12 protein-coding genes are annotated in these 14,050 nt (G+C 66.4%); 4 read left to right on the top strand and 8 right to left on the bottom strand.

Going from position 1 to position 14,050, the window contains the following annotated elements:
• Positions 1 to 55: 55 nt before the first annotated feature.
• Entirely contained in the window at positions 56 to 2,098 is a 2,043-nt protein-coding gene (metG, locus tag H3H51_RS16135) for a methionine--tRNA ligase (RefSeq protein WP_183090083.1), read from the bottom strand.
• Positions 2,099 to 2,333: 235 nt separating this feature from the next.
• Here metG and apbC point away from each other — a divergent pair, with 235 nt between their 5' ends.
• Entirely contained in the window at positions 2,334 to 3,428 is a 1,095-nt protein-coding gene (gene apbC, locus H3H51_RS16130; RefSeq protein ID WP_183090082.1) for an iron-sulfur cluster carrier protein ApbC, read from the top strand.
• Here the strand turns inward: apbC and qhpR are convergent.
• On the bottom strand, positions 3,415 to 4,473 hold the full coding sequence (gene qhpR / locus H3H51_RS16125; protein WP_183090081.1) for an AraC-like transcriptional regulator QhpR: 1,059 nt from the start codon (positions 4,471 to 4,473) through the stop codon (positions 3,415 to 3,417). The two genes, apbC and qhpR, sit on opposite strands and share 14 nt — an antisense overlap.
• A 149-nt stretch (positions 4,474 to 4,622) precedes the next feature.
• Complete coding sequence (locus H3H51_RS16120; protein WP_183090080.1) at positions 4,623 to 5,639, bottom strand: phosphotransferase enzyme family protein; 1,017 nt, start codon at positions 5,637 to 5,639, stop codon at positions 4,623 to 4,625.
• A 215-nt stretch (positions 5,640 to 5,854) separates the two neighbouring features.
• Here H3H51_RS16120 and fabG point away from each other — a divergent pair, with 215 nt between their 5' ends.
• From fabG to dcd, 3 genes are all read left to right on the top strand, one after another.
• Entirely contained in the window at positions 5,855 to 6,628 is a 774-nt protein-coding gene (fabG, locus tag H3H51_RS16115) for a 3-oxoacyl-ACP reductase FabG (protein WP_183090079.1), read from the top strand.
• Positions 6,628 to 7,941 (top strand): aspartate aminotransferase family protein, encoded by a 1,314-nt coding sequence (locus tag H3H51_RS16110; RefSeq protein ID WP_183090078.1) that lies wholly within the window; start codon positions 6,628 to 6,630, stop codon positions 7,939 to 7,941. The genes fabG and H3H51_RS16110 overlap by 1 nt, the downstream gene beginning before the upstream one ends.
• A gap of 114 nt (positions 7,942 to 8,055) precedes the next feature.
• The gene (dcd, locus tag H3H51_RS16105; RefSeq protein WP_183090077.1) at positions 8,056 to 8,622 is read left to right on the top strand and encodes a dCTP deaminase; all 567 of its coding nucleotides are present in this window, start codon (positions 8,056 to 8,058) and stop codon (positions 8,620 to 8,622) included.
• A gap of 87 nt (positions 8,623 to 8,709) precedes the next feature.
• Here dcd and H3H51_RS16100 read toward each other — a convergent pair whose 3' ends face one another.
• Genes H3H51_RS16100 through H3H51_RS16080 form a run of 5 tightly spaced genes read right to left on the bottom strand, consistent with a single transcriptional unit; the run spans position 8,710 to position 13,891 of the window.
• On the bottom strand, positions 8,710 to 9,156 hold the full coding sequence (locus H3H51_RS16100; protein WP_183090076.1) for a potassium channel family protein: 447 nt from the start codon (positions 9,154 to 9,156) through the stop codon (positions 8,710 to 8,712).
• Positions 9,147 to 10,184, bottom strand: a complete 1,038-nt coding sequence (locus H3H51_RS16095) for a DUF2955 domain-containing protein (RefSeq protein WP_183090075.1) — start codon at positions 10,182 to 10,184, stop codon at positions 9,147 to 9,149. The genes H3H51_RS16100 and H3H51_RS16095 overlap by 10 nt, the downstream gene beginning before the upstream one ends.
• Positions 10,184 to 11,293: an HlyD family secretion protein gene (locus H3H51_RS16090; protein ID WP_183090074.1), complete on the bottom strand. Its 1,110-nt coding sequence runs from the start codon at positions 11,291 to 11,293 to the stop codon at positions 10,184 to 10,186. Before H3H51_RS16090 ends, H3H51_RS16095 begins: the two co-directional genes overlap by 1 nt.
• Positions 11,290 to 12,810, bottom strand: a complete 1,521-nt coding sequence (locus H3H51_RS16085; protein ID WP_183090073.1) for an efflux transporter outer membrane subunit — start codon at positions 12,808 to 12,810, stop codon at positions 11,290 to 11,292. The genes H3H51_RS16090 and H3H51_RS16085 overlap by 4 nt, the downstream gene beginning before the upstream one ends.
• Positions 12,800 to 13,891 carry an AI-2E family transporter gene (locus H3H51_RS16080; protein ID WP_183090072.1) on the bottom strand — a complete coding sequence of 364 codons (1,092 nt, stop codon included), beginning with the start codon at positions 13,889 to 13,891 and terminating at the stop codon, positions 12,800 to 12,802. The genes H3H51_RS16085 and H3H51_RS16080 overlap by 11 nt, the downstream gene beginning before the upstream one ends.
• Positions 13,892 to 14,050 lie beyond the last annotated feature (159 nt).

The raw sequence follows: 14,050 nt of genomic DNA, 5'->3' as shown, positions 1-14,050 counted from the left end.
GCAGCCATCAGAGCGTATGTCCTGATGGTTGCGGGCTAAAGGCTAGCCCAGCGCCTTACTTGACGCGCTGACCCGGCTTGGCGCCGCTGTCCGGGCTGAGCAGGTAGATCTCTTCGCCGCCGGGGCCGGCCGCCAGGACCATGCCTTCGGAAACGCCGAACTTCATCTTGCGCGCGGCCAGATTGGCCACATACAGGGTCAGGCGGCCTTCCAGCTTGCTCGGGTCCGGGTAGGCGCTCTTGATGCCGCTGAACACGTTGCGCTTCTCGTCGCCGATATCCAGGGTCAGGCGCAGCAGCTTGTCGGCGCCTTCGACGAACTCGCACTTTTCGATCAAGGCGATGCGCAGATCCACGGCGGCGAAGGCGTCGAAGGCAATCTCGGCGGCCAGCGGGTCTTTCGCCAGTTCGCCGTTGCCTGCCGGTGCGGCCGGGGCTTCGGTGGAGGCGAGGTCTTCCTTGGAGGCTGCGGTCATGGCGTCGATCTTGGCCGGCTCGATACGGGTCAGCAGCGGGTTGAACGGGTTCAGCTGGTGGTTGGCCAGCGGCGTGCCCAGGTCGGACCAGACCAGTGGGGCGACGTTGAGGAAGGCCTCGGCGTCGCGCGCCAGGTTCGGCAGCACGGGTTTGAGCAGGATCACCAACTGGCGGAACAGGTTGACGCCCAGGGCGCAGATTTCCTGCACCTCGGCCTGCTTGCCTTCGACCTTGTTCAGCGCCCACGGCGCCTTGTCGGCGATCCAGGCGTTGGCACGGTCGGCCAGGGCCATGATCTCGCGCATGGCGCGGGAGAAGTCGCGTGCTTCATAGGCGTCGGCGATGCTCGGCGCGGCAGCCTGGAAGGCGGCCCACAGTTCCGGCTCGGGGTTGGCATCGACCAGTACGCCGGCGTTGCCCTTGTGGATGAAGCCGGCGCAGCGGCTGGCGATGTTGACCACCTTGCCGACCAGGTCCGAATTGACCTTCTGCACGAAGTCGTCGAGGTTCAGGTCGAGGTCGTCGACGCCACGGCCCAGCTTGGCGGCGTAGTAGTAGCGCAGGTATTCCGGATTCAGGTGATCCAGGTAGGTGCGCGCCTTGATGAAGGTGCCGCGCGACTTGGACATTTTCTGCCCATTCACCGTCAGGTAGCCGTGCACGTTGACGCCGGTCGGCTTGCGGTAACCGGCGCCTTCGAGCATGGCCGGCCAGAACAGGGCGTGGAAGTTGACGATGTCCTTGCCGATGAAGTGGTACAGCTCAGCCGTCGAGTCCTTGTTCCAGAAGGCGTCGAAGTCCAGCTCCGGGCGCTTGGCGCAGAGGTTCTTGAAGCTGGCCATGTAGCCGATTGGCGCGTCCAGCCAGACGTAGAAGTACTTGCCCGGCTCATCGGGAATCTCGAAGCCGAAGTAGGGTGCGTCGCGGCTGATGTCCCACTCCTGCAGGCCGCCATCCAGCCATTCGGCGATCTTGTTGGCCACGGCATCCTGCAGGGTGCCGCTGCGGGTCCAGGTCTTCAGCATGGCCTCGAAGTCGGGCAGCTTGAAGAAGAAGTGCTTGGAGTCGCGCAGCACCGGAACCGCACCGGAGATGGCCGAGCGCGGGTTCTTTAGCTCGGTCGGCTCATAGGTGGCGCCGCATTTCTCGCAGTTGTCACCGTACTGGTCCTCGGCCGCGCATTTGGGGCAGGTGCCCTTGATGAAACGGTCGGCGAGGAACATGCCCTTCTCGGGGTCGAAATACTGGGTCACCGAACGGGTGGCGATATGCCCGGCATCCCGCAGCTTGAGGTAGATGCTGGTGGCCAGCTCGCGGTTTTCTTCGGCGTGGGTCGAGTGGAAGTTGTCGAAGTCGACCAGGAAGTCGGCGAAGTCGGCACTGTGTTCGGCCTGGACGTTGGCGATCAGCTGTTCCGGGGTGATGCCTTCTTTTTCCGCGCGCAGCATGATTGCCGAACCGTGGGCGTCGTCGGCGCAGACGTAGATGCACTGGTTGCCGCGCAGCTTCTGGAAGCGCACCCACATGTCGGTCTGGATGTACTCGAGCATATGGCCGAGGTGAATCGAACCGTTGGCGTAGGGCAGGGCGCTGGTGACGAGAATCTTGCGGGCTTCGGACATGGTGATCGGCTGCACTGGTATTTCGAGGGAAGTCGGCAACTATATAGGCGCAGCGGGTTTTTTTCATCCGTGGCGGGGCGGATGGCTGTCGTAGGGTGGATCACGCTGCACTGGTCCACCGCGCGGCGCCCTGGTGGATGAAAAGGACGTCAGTTACGCGCCCCGATCCACCCTACGGCTCATGCTCCTACGGTAATATGCCCGCCTGTTTTGCTCAGCCTTTCGGAGTTGCCCCATGAGCGCCGTTACCCGCCAAGCGGTCGAAGCGACCCTGCGCCAGTTCACCGACCCCAACCTCAATCAAGACCCGGTCAGCGCCGGCTGCCTGCGCGAAGTCGACATCCAGGGCGGCAAGGTCGCCGTGCGCCTGGAGCTGGGCTACGCCGCCGGGCTGTTCAAGAGCGGCTGGGCGCAGATGCTGCAGATGGCCCTGGAGGCCATGGACGGCGTCGACAGCGCCAAGGTCGTGGTCGAGTGCGTGATCGAACCGCACAAGGCGCAGGCCCAGGTGCCGGCGCTGGCCAATGTGAAGAACATCATCGCCGTGGCCTCCGGCAAGGGTGGTGTCGGCAAGTCGACCACCGCGGCCAACCTGGCCCTGGCCCTGGCTCGCGAAGGCGCGCGGGTCGGCATTCTCGATGCGGATATCTACGGCCCGAGCCAGGGCATCATGTTCGGTATCGCCGAAGGCACACGGCCGAAAGTGCGCGACGAGAAGTTCTTCGTGCCGCTGGAGGCACACGGCGTGCAGGTCATGTCGATGGCCTTCCTCACTGACGAGAACACTCCGGTGGTGTGGCGCGGGCCGATGGTCTCCGGCGCATTGCTGCAGCTGATCACCCAAACTGCCTGGGACAACCTCGACTACCTAGTCGTCGACATGCCGCCGGGCACCGGCGATATCCAGCTGACCCTGGCGCAGAAGGTGCCGGTGGCTGGCGCGGTGATCGTTACCACGCCGCAGGACCTGGCCCTGCTGGATGCCCGAAAGGGCGTGGAGATGTTCCGCAAGGTCAACATCCCGGTGCTCGGTGTGGTCGAGAACATGGCGGTGCACATCTGCTCCAACTGCGGGCATGCCGAGCACCTGTTCGGCGAAGGCGGCGGCGAAAAGCTGGCCAACCAGTACGGTGTCGACCTGCTGGCCTCCTTGCCGCTGTCGATGGCCATCCGCCTGCAATCAGATGGCGGCAAGCCGACCACCATCGCCGACCCGGAAAGCCAGATCGCCATGATCTACCAGGAAATGGCCCGCAGCGTCGGTGCGCGCATCGCCCAGAGCGGGCTCGGCGCCAGCGCCATGCCGAACATCGTTATCAGCGACGACTGAGCGGCGCGTCTGCGTTGCCGTGGGCCTGGCGCCACTGTCGTGGGCTGACCGCGAACCAGCGGCGGAAGGCTCGCGAGAAGGCGCTGATTTCCGAGTAGCCGAGCAGCACGGCCAGCTCGGAAATCGGCAGGCTGGCCTGTTGCAGGTAGTGGGTGGCCAGCTCGCGGCGCACCAGATCGACTAGGGCAGTAAAGCTCAGTCCCTGGTCGCTCAAGCGCCGTTGCAGGGTCCACACTGGCAAGCGCAGTTGTTCGGCGATGTGCTCCAGGCTCGGGTCGCCATCGGCGAGTTGCTGGTGTATCTGTCCCTTCACCTCATCCACCAGCGCCGGCCTGGCGTCGCCGCTGCTGCCCAGTTTCTGCATGCTTTCCAGTATCAGCGTCAGCAACCGGGGATCACGGCCGGGCATCGACCGGCCAAGCAACTGGCTGCGAAAGATCAGCGAATTGCTCGGCTGGTTGAACAGCACCGGCGCATCGAAGGATTTGCAGTGCTCGTGCCAGGCTTCCGGCTGTGCGTGCTCGAAATGCACCTTCTCCGGCGCCCAGCGCTGGCCGAGGGCCTGGCGCATCAGGTTGGCAAACATGCCCAGCGACAGCTCGGCGTCCTGGCGCTTGTGCGCGATGGCGCCGTGCAGCACCTGATAATCCAGGCGGCTGTATTCACCGAGTTCGACCAGTTGCAGGGTGCTGCCCTGCTGGTGGCAGGGGAACATGCGCACGACATTGCGCAGGGCCTGGCCGAGGGTGTCGGAGCACAGGCCAACGTAGCCGAGCAGGCCCAGTGATTCGGGGCGGAACTGGCTGCCGAAGCGCAAGCCGAAGTTGGGGTTGCCGGTTTGCTGCGCGGCGACCTCGAAGACCCGGCAGTACTGGCCGAGGTCGAGGTGCAGGGTCGGGTTGTGCAGGCGTTCGGGGTCGATACCGCTGTGGCCGAGGATACGATCGGCATCACCACCTTCGTCGGCGATGAACTCGATCAGGCCGCTGGCGGCGCTGGCCAGTACGCCGGCCGGGCGCTCGGAGCTGCGCGCTAGGCTGTCCACGGTTCCCTCCCGCTGATGAGGTTGTTACAGGCGGGCTGCAACTCCTGTACCAGCCGCTCAGGCGTGGTCTGGGCGGTGCGCTGCGCTGAACCGGCGGCAGGTGCGTGCCGCACGCCTGTGCGTGAGCAGGCGCGGCGCCCCGAACTGGTTCAGTCGGCGATCACCGCGCCCACCGGCTTGCCACGCAGGTAGCGCTGGCACAGCTGCAGGGTCGATCCCACCCATTCCCGGCCCAGTCCCTCGGCAGTCGGCGTGCCGCGGTGGCTGCCGAACCAGGCCAGCAGTTGCAGGCGGCGCTGCATGATCAGCGTGGGCAGGATCAGCAGGTCGTCGCGCTCCAGCCGCGCAACCCGCTCGTAGCCCAGCAGCCAGTTGTCCAGCCACATCGGCACATCCGCATGGTGTTCGTGAAAGCTCAGCGCTGCGGCGAGATCGTGAAGGTACCAGCCGAAACCGCAGTCATCGAAATCGATGGCGCGGGTCCGGCCGTCGTGTTCGAGCAGGTTGGCCAGGCGCAGGTCGGCGTGGATCAGGCCGAAGCGTTCCGGGCCTTCGCCGTAGCCCGCCATGCGCTGGCCGATCAGGCTCACGGTTTCGTCTACCAGCGCGGTCGCCGCGGCATCCAGGTACGGCGCAGCCTGCCAGCGGCCCCAGTGGCCGTGCTCGCCAAGCATGCTCGGGTGATTCCAGGTGATGCGCTGGAAGCCTGCCGGGCGCTGCCAGTCGCGGGCCTGGCGGTGCAGACGTGCGTTGATCGTGCCGAGGCGCTGGAAGGCAGGGCCGAGTGCCTGCTGCGGGTCCGGCTCATGGCCGTCGATCCAGTGGAACAGGACCACGAAGCGCGTGCCCGACTGCGCGTCGCCGGCGGCCTGGATCAGTTCACCGTCGGCACCGGCAATGGCTACCGGCACCTCTATATCGGCCTGTTGCAGGGCGGCCAGCCAGGCCAACTCACTGGCGATGGCACTGCGCGCGTGGTAATCCGGGCGGTGCACACGCAGCACATAGCGCTGGCCGCGGGGCGTGGTGACGGCGCAGGTGGCGTTTTCCGAATGGCAGAGCAGCTGCAACTGGCCTTGATAGACCGGGCCGTAGCTGGCCAGCGCCAGGTGGGCGATGCGCTCGATACGCGCCAGTTCCTGCTGCAAGGTGAGTTCGCTGAACATGTGGGTTTCCCGGGCCGGATAACGATGCATCGATGATGCGCGGCCAGCGCGGTGCCGGGCTTGACCTGCGGCCGCGATGATTTGACCGTGGAGCACAGGCGGCGCCCCGGCCGCCGGGAATTTGATCGCTGGCGGTGCAAGTTGTGGTCTGCGGTCAACTGTCTGCACGTGGGGCAGCCGCATCATCAGGCCATCAACCATTGATGGAGGCAGGCATGCTCACTTCGCTCGCAGGCAAAAGCGTTCTGGTGACCGGTGGCAGCAGCGGTATTGGTCTGGGCATCGCCCGGGTCTTCGCCCAGCAGGGCGCCAAGGTGGCGATCAGCGCCCGCAGCGCCGACCGGGTCGAGACGGTGGCGGCGGCATTGCGCAACGAAGGCCTGGACGTGCACGGCTACGTGGCCGACGTCGCCGATGCGGCGGCGGTGCGCTCCATGGTCGACGCGGTGGCCGCGGCGCAGGGCGGTATCGACGTGCTGTGCGCCAATGCCGGGATATTCCCCTCCGGTTCGATCGACGAGCTGACGCCCGAGGACTGGGACCTGGTGCTTAACACCAACGCCAAGGGCAGCTTCCTCGCCGTGCAGGCGTGCCTGCCTTACTTGCGCAAGGCCGAGTACGGCCGGGTCATCCTCACGTCTTCGATCACCGGGCCGATCACCGGCTTCCCTGGCTGGTCGCACTACGGCGCGAGCAAGGCGGCGCAACTGGGCTTTATGCGCACTGCGGCCATCGAGCTGGCGCGCGACAACATCACCATCAACGCCGTGCTGCCGGGCAACGTGCTCACCGAAGGGCTGATCGGCATGGGCCAGGCCTACTGCGACAGCATGGCCGCCTCGGTGCCACTGAAATGCCTGGGCACAGTGGAGGACATTGCCTACGCCGCGCTGTTCTTCGCTTCCCGCGAGGCCGGCTACGTCACCGGCCAGGCGCTGTCCATCGATGGCGGCCAGGTGTTGCCGGAGTCCCTGGCGGCGCTGGGCTGATGCTCAAGGTCAACGCGTTCGAAGCGGCCCAGGCCGCCGCGCTGCCGGCTGCCGAGCAGGCGCTGATCGCAAGGCGCGAGCGCCTGCTGGGGCCGGCCTACCAGTTGTTCTACGACCAGCCGCTGCACTTGGTGCGCGGGGAGGGCGTGTGGCTGTTCGACAGCAGTGGCCAGCGCTATCTGGACCTGTACAACAACGTGCCGTCGGTTGGTCATTGCCATCCCCATGTGCTGGCGGCGCTGACCCGCCAGGCTGGGCAGCTCAACATCCACACCCGCTACCTGCACGAAACCGTGCTGGATTATGCGGAGAAGTTGCTCTCGACCATGCCCGCCGCACTGGGCCAGGTGATGTTCACCTGCACCGGCAGCGAGGCCAACGACCTGGCGTTGCGCATCGCCCGTGACTTCACCGGTGGCAGCGGGGTGATCGTCACCCGTTATGCCTACCACGGCATCACGGCGTCGATTGCCGAGCTGTCGCCTTCGATGGGCGAGTACGTGCCGCTGGGCCGCGACGTGCGCGTGATTTCGCCGCCGTTGCACGATCCGGCCGACCCGGAGCGGGTTGGCCGCGAGTTTGCCGCCGAGGTGCGCGCGGCCCTGGCGGACATGCAGCGCTGCGGCATCCGACCGGCGGCGTTGCTGGTCGATACGCTGTTCACCAGCGACGGCGTGTTCGCCGACCCGCCGGGCTTTCTCGCCGAAGCGGTGTCGGCGGTGCGCGAGGCGGGCGGCCTGTTTATCGCCGACGAGGTGCAGCCCGGTTTCGGCCGCACTGGCAGCCACATGTGGGGCTTTCAGCGCCACGGCCTGGTGCCGGACCTGGTAACCCTGGGTAAACCAATGGGCAATGGTCATCCGCTGGCGGGGCTGGTGGCGCAGCCGCACATTCTCGAGCGTTTCGGGCGCAACGCCTGCTACTTCAATACCTTTGCCGGCAACCCGGTATCCGCCGCAGTGGGCCTGGCGGTGCTGGAGGTGATCGAGTCAGAAGGGCTGCAGGCCAACGCCGCGCAGGTCGGAGGTGTGCTGAAACAGGGGTTGGAGGCGCTGGCACAGCGCTTTGCCATGCTCGGCGAGGTGCGTGGTGTGGGCCTGTTCATCGGCGTGGATATCGTCGATCAGCAGGGCGAGCCGGATGGGGGAGGGGCGCGGCAGTTGGTCAACGCGCTGCGCCAGCGTGGCGTGCTGATCGGCGCCTCGGGCCTGTACTCCAACGTGTTGAAGATTCGCCCGCCGCTGTGTCTGGGGCAGGCGCAGGCGCAGCTTTTCCTCGATGCCCTGGAGCAGGTGCTGGCTGGTCTGCCCTGACGTGCCGCCGGTCACGGTGCGCCCGCCCGACGGATGTGGCCTTTGAACACGGCCCTGCCTCCCGGTAAGATGCGCGCTCAGTTTTTCACCACACCTTGAGTCAGGACGCCCGCCATGAGCATCAAATCGGACAAGTGGATTCGCCGCATGGCCCAGGAACACGGGATGATCGAGCCCTTCGTCGAGCGCCAGGTGCGCACCGAAGGCGCCGAACGCCTGATTTCCTACGGGGTTTCCAGCTACGGCTACGACGTACGCTGCGCCGACGAGTTCAAGGTGTTCACCAACATCCACTCGGCCACCGTTGATCCGAAGAACTTCGATGAGAAGAGCTTTGTCGACGTCAAAGGCCCGGTGTGCATCATTCCGCCGAACTCCTTCGCCCTGGCCCGCACCGTCGAGTACTTCCGCATCCCGCGTGACGTGCTGACCATCTGCCTGGGCAAGAGCACCTACGCGCGCTGCGGCATCATCGTCAACGTCACCCCGCTGGAACCCGAGTGGGAAGGCCACGTGACCCTGGAGTTCTCCAACACCACCACCCTGCCGGCGAAGATCTACGCCAACGAGGGCGTGGCGCAGATGCTGTTCCTGCAGTCCGACGAGCCTTGCGAAGTGTCCTACGCCGACCGTGGCGGCAAGTATCAGGGCCAGACCGGTGTAACCCTGCCGCGCACCTGATTCCCGTCGTACCCCGAAAAAGCCGAGCACTTGCTCGGCTTTTTCGTTTCCGGCCCCGTCATAAGGGATTTACGTTATTACGCGTGCTCAGTCCGCTTTCGCGTGAAAATGATCGCGGACGTAGTGCTTGAGCACGTCGCTCAGCGCGGCGGTCATCACGGCAGTGGACACGCCGAACATGAGAATGCCATTGGCCGCCTCCAGTGCGCTCAGCAGTTGCCGCGGCGGCGAGAGCACCAGGTCGCCGTAACCCAGGGTGGCGAAGGTCACGCCAGAGAAGTACAGGGCCTGGGAGAAACTCTGGAATTCGTCGAGCGCGACGAACAGGCCGGCCCACAAGGCCATCTGCAGGAAGTTGCCGAACAACAAGAACAGCATCACCAGGGCCAGGATCAGGGTGGTGCTACCGGGAGACGGCTGACTCAGGCCATGCCGGTACTCGACATAGCGGCGCAGGCTGAGGGCGACCATCACGGCCTGCAGCAGCAGGCACAGTACGGTCATGGGCAGGCCGATCAACAGGTTCAGGAGCATGGGGCTTCCTCTAAGGGGCGCTTGCCGCGCTGGTCGATCAGGTAGACCGCCGCGCAGGCGTACAGGGTAACCAGGACGAACAGGCCCATGCGGATGGCGAAGGCCGTGTAGACGTCCTTGCCGGCCGCACTGTCCTGTACCGACTGGCCGAGCAGGATGATCAGGGTCGTGGCGCTGTTGAGCCAGAAGCTGGCGCCGAAGCGCGTGCTGCTCAGCCGGTACAGGCGGCGGGCGATGAGCAGGATGAACAGCAGCATCAGCAGGAAGAACAGCCACAGGTGCGGCAGGATGCTCAGCAGCGTCCAGAAAATAATCGCCAATGCGCCGCCGAGCAGGGTCGAGCCGAGCAGTTCGCGGGCGGCGTCACGGGCATTGGTGCTGCACACCTGCTGGCCGAGGTTGACCGACTTCATCACCAGCGGCATGTAGCTGGCCGGGTCGATCAGGGCCAGCAGCCAGGCCGGCATCACCACCAGCATGGCGCGCAGGGCGATCCAGTTGGAGCGCTGGTTAGCCATGGCAGCGGGTTTGGCCGCTGGTGGCAGGTTCGCGGGTTCGGGGAACAGCAAATGGCTGAAGGCCACGCACAGGGTGGTCAGCAGCACCGCCTTGACCAGCGCCTCGACCACCGTCTGGCCCAGCGCCAGGGAGGCCGTGCCGGCGGCAGTGATCAGAGTCAGGCCGACGATCTGCAACGTCGCGAGCAGGCCGTTGCCGCCGCGCAGGCTGAAGCGAAAGATCAGGAACAGGCCCAGCGCCACCAGCAGCACGCCGCTGACCGGCGAGTGGCGCAGCAGGGGGCTCAGCAGCAGGCCGCTGCCGCAGGTCAGGGTGACCACCAGGGTCAGGCTCAGGCCGGCCTTGGCGCTCAACGGCTGGTTGCTCGACACCAGCAGCACCAGTACCAGCATGGGCGTGAGGAAGGGCAGCGGCAGGCCCAGGCCGAAGCCCAGCGCGTTGCCACAGGCCACGCCGCAGGCCAGGCGCAGGGCGCGGCGGGGGCGTGGATCGGCGGCCGAGGTGTCCATCAGTAGGCGAACGACAGCCAGCTCATCACGCGTAGAAAGGCGCGACCGAGCAGGTTCAGCGGATTGCCTGCGCTGGGGAAGGCCATCACTTCGGCCTGGCCGCCGACGCGCAAGCCGCGGTAGTCGCCCAGTTCGCCGGCCTCGAACTCGACGATCACCGGGAAGCGTTGCGCCGCGCGCAGCCAGTCGCGGTTGTTCTCCACGGTGGGCAGACTGCCGGGAGGTGCCGCCTGGCCGACGCTGATGCCGTAGCCGATGCTGCGGATGCGCCCGTGATAGACCTGCCCGGGGCGGGCGTCGAGGACGATGGCCACCGGCGTGCCGGGTTGCAGGTGGCCGAGGTTGTTCTCGCTCATCTCGGCGCTGATCCACAGGTCATTGAGGGCTATCAGGGTCATCTGCGGGCTGCCTGCGGCGGCGAACTGGCCGACTTCGCTGCGCAGGTCGGTGATCAGCCCGGTGGAGGCGGCATGCACCCGGGTTTTTTTCAGGTCCAGCTCGGCCTGTTCCAGCGCGGCGGTGGCACTGCGCAGGCGGGCGTTGTCCTCGCCGCTGCCGCCTTCGGTTTCGCGGGCCCGCTGCACTTCGGCCTGGGCGGCGGCCACCTGGCTGCTGGCCTGCTGCAGGTTGGAACGGGATATTTCCAGGCGGCGCAGGGAAATGGTTCCGGAGTCCTCGCGGTACAGGCGTTCGAGGCGGTCGCGATCCTGGCGCGACTTGAGTTCGCCAGCCTCGGCGGCGCGCAGTGAGGCGAGTGCCGAGTCAATGCCGGCGCTGCTGGCGCCGACCTGGCCGCGCATGTTCTGCAGCTCGGCGCGGGCCTTAGCCACGGCGATTTCGTAGGGCTCTGGGTTGATCTCGAACAGCACATCGCCGGCCTTGACCATCTGGTTGTTGCCGACCAGCACCCGGCTTACGCGGCCGCTCACCTCCGGCGCCACCGCCACCACGTAGGCCTGCACCCGCGCCTGTTGGGTGTAGGGGGTGAAGCGGTCGGCCAGCAGGTACCAGGCCAGGGTCAGGACGATCACCACCAGGGTGATCTGCACGCCACGGCGGCTGGGGTCCTGGCTCTTGGCAGGGGCGGGGGGCTTGGCTTTGTCGGTCATGGCGCTTCTGCCTGGGCTGGCGGGGCGGGCGGCTCGTCGAGCAGATCGCCCCAGTCGGTGCGTTGGCGCATCTGTTCGCGGGTGGTCGGGTCAAGCAGCGGCTGGCTGCTGTACCAGCCGCCGCCAAGGGCGCGGTAGAGGTCGATCAGGTTGCTCAGTGCGGCGCTGCGTGCCAGCAGGTAGCCGTCCTGTTGGGCGAACAGGGCGCGCTGGGCGTCCAGTACGCGCTGGAAGTCGGAATAACCTTCGCGGTACTGGGCGCTGGCCAGGGTCAGCGAGCGCTTGGCCGAGAACGAGGCCTCGCGCAGGATGCGTTCGCGCTCCAGGGCCTTGGTCAGGCCGGTGGCGGCGTCATCGGCCTCGCGGGCAGCCTGGCGTACACGATCACGGTAGGCCTCGATCAGCTGTTGCAGGCGGGCGTCCTGCACGCGCACGTTGTTGCGCAGGCGGCCGTGGTCGAACAGGTTCCAGGTCAGGCTGGGGCCGGCGCCGAGGCTGACGGTCTGCGGGCTGCCGTTGAGGCTACTGGCCGACCAGCCGATGGTGCCGAGCAGGCTGATCGAGGGGTAGAGGTCGGTCTCGGCGATGCCGATCAGTGCGGACTGGGCGGCCACTTGCAGCTCGGCGGCGCGCACATCCGGGCGGCGCAGCAGCAGGTTGGCCGGTACGTCGTCGAGCAGGGCCTGCTGGACCAGCGGCACCAGGGCGGTTTCTGCGTTCAGCTCGGGCAGGCTGCCCGGTGGCTCGCCGATCAGTACCGCCAGGGCATTGCGGGTCTGGGCGACCTGGGTTTCCAGCTCGGGAATGCTGCTCAGGGTTCCCAGGTATTGGGTCTTGGCCTGCTGCAGGTCGAGTTCGTCGCTGTTGCCGCTGTTGAACAGGCGCTCGGTGATATCCAGGCTGCGCTTTTGCAGCGTGGCGTTGTCGCGGGCGATGGCCAGGCGCGCCTCGGCGGTACGCAGGGCGAAATAGGTTTGCGCCACCTGGGCGCGCAGCAGCACCAGGGCATCCTCGTAGTTGGCCTGGGCGGCGAAATAGCTGGCGTCGGCCGACTCGATGGCGCGGCTATAGCGGCCCCAGAAGTCCAGCTCCCAGCCGATATCGAAGCCGGCGCCATACTGCCAGGCGCTGCTGTCCAGCGCGGGGCTGCCGTCGTACTGGCTGCGATCGAGGTAGAGCGCGTCGGTGCTGGCCTGCTGCACCTGCGGGTAGCGCCCGCTGCGGGCGATGCCGAGCTGGGCGCGGGCCTCGAGGATGCGCAGGGCGGCGATCCGCAGGTTGGGGTTGTTTACATCGGCTGCGCCGATCAGGCGATCGAGCAGATGGTCGTCGAACTGCGCCCACCACTGGCGCTGGTCCGGCTGGGGCTGCTGGGTGCTAGCCGCAGCCAGGGCGTCGCTGTCCCAGTGATCGATCCAGCCCTGGCGCGGTGACTGGAAATCCGGGCCCAGCTGTACGCAGCCACCGAGGGTGGCTGCGACCAAGAGAGCCCAGGGGCGCTGGCGCTTATTCGGCATCCTGCGGCCCGGCCGCGGCGGTTGGCAGCGGTGTGTCGACCCATTGCCAGAACAGCTTGTAGCCCACGGCCAGCAGGACCGGGCCGATGAACAGGCCGATGATGCCGCCGCTGACCATGCCGCCGAGGGCGCCAATCAGCACCACCGGCATCGGCACATCCACCCCCCGCCCGAGCAGCAGGGGCTTGAGTACGTTGTCGGCAAGGCCGGCGATGATGACGTAGATGGCGAAGGCGATGGTGCCAAGGGTGGCCCCTTCGGCAAAGAACACATAGCCGATTACGGGCAGGATGATCAGCATCGCCGGCAGCTGCATGATGCCGATGATCAGGACGCCCAGTGCCAACAGGCCGGCGCCCGGTACGCCCTTGACGATGAAGCCGGCGCCGATCAATACCATCTGGATGAAGGCGATGCCGATCACGCCCTGGGCTACGGCACGGATGGTGGAGGTGCACAGGTCAACCAGCATGTCGCTGCGGCTCGGCTCGACGATGCGCGCAGAGATGCGTTTGGCGCTGCGGTGGCCAGTCTGACCGTAGGCCATGATGATCCCGGCGATGATCAGAGAGCCGATGAATGCCAGCAGGCCGATACCGGCCCCGGCCAGCTTGCCCAGCAGCCCCAGTGCGGTGTCTTTGGCGTAGGGCACGACCTGCTGCAGCACGCTGCTGATGTCAGCGGCCGCTTGAGACCAGAAGGCATGCAGGGGCTTGCCGATCAGTGGCCACTGGGCCACGGCGTCGGGTGGCGCCGGCAGGTGCAGGTTGCCTTCCTTGACGACGGCGATGGCGCTCTGCACGGACTCGGTCAGCGAGGCGCCGAGCAGGTAAGCGGGCACCAGCAGGATGGCGATGGCGATCAGCACCAGCAGCGTCGCGGCACGGCCTTCGCCGCCGCCGATACGGCGCTTGAGCATGCCATGCAGCGGGTAGAGGGTAACGCCGAGGATCAGTGCCCAGACCAGCAGGCTGAGAAAGGGGCGGAAGATTTCGTAGCAGGCCACCACCAGGGCGGCAATCAGACCCGCACGAATCAGGGTGTCCAGCAGGTTGCGGTTAAACAGCTTGTCCGATGTCATTAGCGTTCCTTGGCAAGTGGGTGGGGCTGAGGCTAGAGCATAGTCGTGCAATTGAACGGAATTGTTATAGCGAACCAAACTCTACCTTCAGACCCCTTGTGTTTCGGAGGTAAGCATCATGTTCACTCTCTTTCAGGCTGCCAGTCCCGTGAGTCGGCA

The organism is Aquipseudomonas ullengensis (assembly GCF_014174475.1).
GTDB lineage: Bacteria > Pseudomonadota > Gammaproteobacteria > Pseudomonadales > Pseudomonadaceae > Aquipseudomonas > Aquipseudomonas ullengensis.
Note: the sequence above shows the minus strand (reverse complement) of the source record. Positions and strands in the feature narration are given on the sequence as shown.